This is a genomic window from Methylocystis sp. (genome assembly GCF_051061225.1).
GTDB lineage: Bacteria > Pseudomonadota > Alphaproteobacteria > Rhizobiales > Beijerinckiaceae > Methylocystis.
In genome coordinates this window covers 1-4,311 of the sequence record NZ_JBPFEB010000094.1, presented here as the reverse complement: position 1 = coordinate 4,311, position 4,311 = coordinate 1, and the positions used below count along the sequence as shown (strand labels likewise).

Sequence of the window (4,311 nt, the reverse complement as noted above, 5' to 3'; positions counted from 1 at the left end):
TGACTTCATGAGAGGGTTCCCGAACGAAATTTGCAGAACGCAGACCTACGCCCCGAAAGGGGACGCCGTTCCGCCAGTGAAGCGAAACGGCGCCCCGCGTTTCAATTAGTGATGATGACCACCGACGGTGTTGCCGTTGGCCGTGAAGGCCAGGGCGGCCGAATCGTCGACGGCGATGGCGTTGCCATTGAACGAGTCGTTGATCTTCGTCACGTCGATCTTGGTGAAGTCCGCCGTGTTGAAGGAGTCTTCGATCTTCAGGCCGCCCGCGACGCCGCCACGGTTGGCGACGTTGACCGTCGAATTGACCTCGATCTTCGACACCGAGGTGTTGTCGATGTGGGTGTTGTTCGAGTCGATCGTGACGATGAAGGCCGAGCCGCGGCCGCCATTGGCGTCGATGCCGTTGCCGATGCCGTCCTGCGAGGCGACAGCGCCCGTGAAGGACCTCTGCGACGCAGCGTTGACCTGCACCGCGCCGACCTTCGCGCCAGCCTCGGCCTCGTTGCCGCCGCGACGGCCGGAGAGGCCCACGCCGAGGTTGACCGGAATGCCGTTGTGGTCCGCGTCCTGCAGAGCGACGCCCTGAGCGGCGACAGCCACCGGGATCGCGACGCCAGCGGCGAGGCCGCCCTGGTCGATGTCGTTGCGCGAGGCGGCCGCGGCAATGTTCACCGCGACGACGTCAACATGGCCGCCGTCGCCGCCGTTGCCCGAATGCACGATGCTGCCGATGGTGAAGGCGCCCGGATCGATGTCGACGCGCGCACGCTCCTGATTGATGGCTTCACGGTCGAGGTGAACGACGCCGCCGCCGACAACGCCGACGTTCTGCACGACCGCGCCGAGGTTGTTCACGCCGATGTTGGTGACGCTGCCGATGTTCACGCCATTGGCGGAGGAGAAGTTCGGGCCGACCGAAACGCCGACGTCGCCGGCGAAGGCCGGGGCCGCGAGGACGGTGGCAATCGCAACAAGAGAGAGTTTTTTCATGACAGGATCCTTTAACCTAATCGCTGACTGCGACGGGATGGCCATTCTGCGCCGGCCATCTGTCTGTGAGGATAAACGCGGCCATGCCCTCCGCGTCCAGTTACAAAACAAGATTGAAACGTGAATCGACAAGACATGTGTCCTAAATGTCACGAAAACGAGCTTGAAACCTAACAAAGAGGCGCCGGACGCGGGCGGAGCCGGGCGCCGCCGGGGGGATCGGGGGCCGCGCGGGCCGCGCTCCGCCCGCGACTCGGGCGGCCGAGGGGCTGCGAGGGGGCGCCCTCCCGGGCGTCCTTGTGTTTGCGGGCGATTGGCGGCATTTTCGCTGGCGTTGTCGTCAGACGCCCGGACGCCGGAGAGTTTAAAATGTTACGTCATGTATTTGCAGCTTGCTTCGTTTTCTGCCTCGCGACCGGCGCGGGCGCGACCTCCGCCATCGCTCAGGGCGATATGGGCGCGACCGGAATCGTCGTGCTGGAAGGCATGATTCGGCAGCAGAACAGCCCCTGCGCCGTCGTCTTCGACCCTTTCGCGGGATATGTTCCCGCGCCGGCGTGCCTGGCCGCCCACCCCGCCCGCAAGGGCGTAAGGAAACATAAGTAACAATTTTCCTCGCGCCCCGGCGCCGGTCGATTGGATCGGAGGACGGCGGGCGGCGGCGGGCGGCGACAGCCGCACGGCCGTTTTGGCGCGCCCCATGCGCGGAATGTCACACAGCCTTCACAAACCGGCGGGATCCTCGTCCCAGCGGATGTTCCGACGCTGAGACAGACGAGGACAGCATGCCGCCTTTCCTCTCGATCCTCACCGGCCTGTGCATGGGCTATCTCGACGGCGCCGGCCTGGGCGCCGCCGCCGGAGACCTTCTCCTCGGCCAGGGCGCCCCCGATGTGCGGATCGCCTGGATCGCCGGGCTTTTGACCGGCCCGCTGGGCGCGATTCTGGGCGCCCTGCTCGCCGCGCGCGCCCCGGAGGGTGGAAAAGCGGCGAGGAGCGCTTTGCGCGAATGAAAGCGCGGCAAGGGAAGCGCGCTTTCCGCCGAAGTGGAAGCCGGTTCGGCGGATGAAAGCGCGGCAAGAAAGCTCGCGCGCCCCGGTCTGATCCGATGCGAAAAATGCTCCCGGACCGTGGACATCCCGCACAGGCGAACGACCTGTGGAACGAGCCGGGAACGAGCCGACGCTCGTCATGGACGACGCAGACATCCCGAAAGGAGAACCTGCCGCCCGCCCGAGGGGCAGGTTTCGCGCGAGAGCCGCCGTGAATCCAGCCGAGCCGACGCCCCCTCTTGCAGACGAGTCGCATGCGCCCGCGGACGAGTCGCATGCGCGCGCCAGAGAAGTCGAGGTCAAGCTGGAGGGCGCGCCCGAGGTTCTCGCGGGGCTCTTCGAGCACGGGCTTGTGGCCGCCGCCGCGCCGCGCGCGCAAGACGCCGCCGCGCCGCGCGCGCAAGACTTGGAGACCGCCTATTTCGACACGGCGGACGACGCGCTGGAGCGGGCCGGCCTGTCCTTGCGCCTGCGCCGTTCGGGCGCCGGGCGCGTGATGACGCTGAAATGGACGCCGCAGGACGAGAGCGTCTTTTCGCGCGGCGAAGTGGAACGGGCGATCGATTCGGATGCCCCCGACCCGAGCCGTTTTCCGCCGGAGATCGCCGCGATGATCGAACGCGCGGCCGGCGGCGCGCCGCTCGTCTGGCGGTTCGAGACGAGGGTGCGCCGTCGTCTCGCCGCCTGCGCCGCCGGCGCGTCCCGGCTCGAAATCGCGGTCGACGAGGGCGAGATCCGGGCGGCCGCAGGCCGCGAACCCATCGCGGAGTGCGAGGTCGAGCTCAAGGGCGGCGCGCCCGCCGATCTGTTTCAATTCGCGGCGCGACTGACGCGGGCCGGCCTGTGGCTCAGCCCGGCGCAGAAATCGCAGCGCGGCTATCGGCTCGCGCGCGGAGAACGCTTGCGGGAGGTCCCCGCCACGGCCCCGCGCGTCGCGCCCGGCGCCGACGCCGAGGCGGCGCTGCGGGTGACAATCGACGTCACGTTGCGGCAGTTCGTCGGCAATTGGCCGGCCTTTCTCGGCAGCGGCGACGCGGCGGCCCTCGCCCAGATGCGCCTCGCGCTGCGGCGGCTGCGCGCCGCGCTCGGCCTCTACGAAACGGCCCTGCCCGCCCCGGTCTTCGCGCCCTTCCGCGCGGACGCCCGGCGCATCGCGGCCGCGCTGGCGCCGGTCCGCGAGTTGGACGCCGTCATCGCCCGGCTGTCCAGAAAGCCGAGCGCGGACGGCGCGCAGGCGCTGCTTGCGACGGCGCGCGGGCGCAGGCGTCGCGCCTGCGAGGCGGCGCGAGACGCCCTTCGCGCCGGCGACGCCTCGCGCTTCGTTCTCGATCTTCAGGCCCTCGCGGCCTCGTCGGGCTGGCGCGAGGGGCTCGACGCCGCCGCGCTGGAAAGACTGAAGACGCCCGCCCGCGCCTTCATCGCCCAGGCGCTGGAGCGGCGGCTGAAGCGCGCGCGCCGGTCGGTCGACGACATTCTCGCCGCGACGCCCGAAGAGCGCCGCCGCCTGCGCCTGCGTCTGTGCGCCCTGCGCCAGGCGGCGGATGTGTTCGGCGGCGTGTTCGAGGATGATCTGGGCGTCGCGACCTTCAACAGCGCGCTCCGGGCGCTGGAGGCGGCGCTCGGCGCGCAAGGCCGCGCGGAAGGAGAGGCCGGCCCCGCCGCTCTCGCAAGGACGCACGCGCCCCGAGGCGACAGCGAACTTGCCGCTCTGTGGCGCGCCTGTCCGAACGCGCCCGCCTTCTGGCGATGAGCGCCGTCCGCCCTGGTGGAATCTTGGCGAGGCGAAAGCGCGATCATACAAGCGCGCTCTGCGCGGGGTGTCAGCGCGGCAAAAAGACGGCCGTTCTATTTGTGACAGGCCGGATGATAGTGGGGTGTCGTTATTCCGCGCTAGTTGCTTGCGGCCTCAATTGAGCACTTTCGCTCTGCCACGGAGGGATATGTTTCTCAGGCGGATTGTGCTTTGGTGGTTTGATTAGCTTTTGAGGCTCTTGAGAAAGAAGGGCGTTTGGCTTCCCACGCAATCGCTGAATTTCGTCGTGTATGAAATACCAATATGCTTGGGTGTATGAACAGTAGTTTTCTTGTGCTTCCAAGAGCGGGACATCTATGTGCTTCCACCCCTTTAGAGGGTGTTATGCACCTTGGAGCATGAATTCTGCGGCGCGCTTGAGCATGAGACATGCGAAGGCGACGACGTGGAGGCCTGCGAGGGTCTGAGCATAGCGCTCGTAATCTTTGACGAGCCGCCTGCATCGTGTCGCCC

Annotated in this window: 4 protein-coding genes and 1 pseudogene; 3 read left to right on the top strand and 2 right to left on the bottom strand. The window is 67.9% G+C overall.

Features of this window, described 5'->3' with window-relative positions; translation table 11 throughout:
- Nucleotides 1-105 precede the first annotated feature (105 nt).
- A complete protein-coding gene (locus tag ACR652_RS16450) occupies nt 106-993 on the bottom strand; it encodes a hypothetical protein (RefSeq protein ID WP_434507562.1) in 888 nt (295 codons plus the stop codon).
- 369 nt (nt 994-1,362) lie between these two features.
- Here ACR652_RS16450 and ACR652_RS16445 point away from each other — a divergent pair, with 369 nt between their 5' ends.
- The 3 genes from ACR652_RS16445 to ACR652_RS16435 all read left to right on the top strand — a co-directional run bounded on the left by ACR652_RS16445 (nt 1,363) and on the right by ACR652_RS16435 (nt 3,795).
- On the top strand, nt 1,363-1,599 hold the full coding sequence (locus tag ACR652_RS16445) for a hypothetical protein (protein ID WP_434507561.1): 237 nt from the start codon (nt 1,363-1,365) through the stop codon (nt 1,597-1,599).
- A gap of 179 nt (nt 1,600-1,778) precedes the next feature.
- Entirely contained in the window at nt 1,779-2,006 is a 228-nt protein-coding gene (locus ACR652_RS16440; RefSeq protein WP_434507560.1) for a hypothetical protein, read from the top strand.
- Nucleotides 2,007-2,256: 250 nt separating this feature from the next.
- Nucleotides 2,257-3,795: a CHAD domain-containing protein gene (locus ACR652_RS16435; protein ID WP_434507559.1), complete on the top strand. Its 1,539-nt coding sequence runs from the start codon at nt 2,257-2,259 to the stop codon at nt 3,793-3,795.
- Between the two features lie 385 nt (nt 3,796-4,180).
- Here the strand turns inward: ACR652_RS16435 and ACR652_RS16430 are convergent.
- A pseudogene (locus ACR652_RS16430) lies at nt 4,181-4,311 on the bottom strand (IS5/IS1182 family transposase); the annotation flags it as partial.

Excerpts from the sequence above, each read along its gene's own strand:
- ACR652_RS16440 (WP_434507560.1), top strand. The coding sequence starts at position 1,779 with ATGCCGCCTTTCCTCTCGATCCTCACCGGCCTGTGCATGGGCTATCTC.
- ACR652_RS16450 (WP_434507562.1), bottom strand. The coding sequence starts at position 993 with ATGAAAAAACTCTCTCTTGTTGCGATTGCCACCGTCCTCGCGGCCCCG.
- ACR652_RS16445 (WP_434507561.1), top strand. The coding sequence starts at position 1,363 with ATGTTACGTCATGTATTTGCAGCTTGCTTCGTTTTCTGCCTCGCGACC.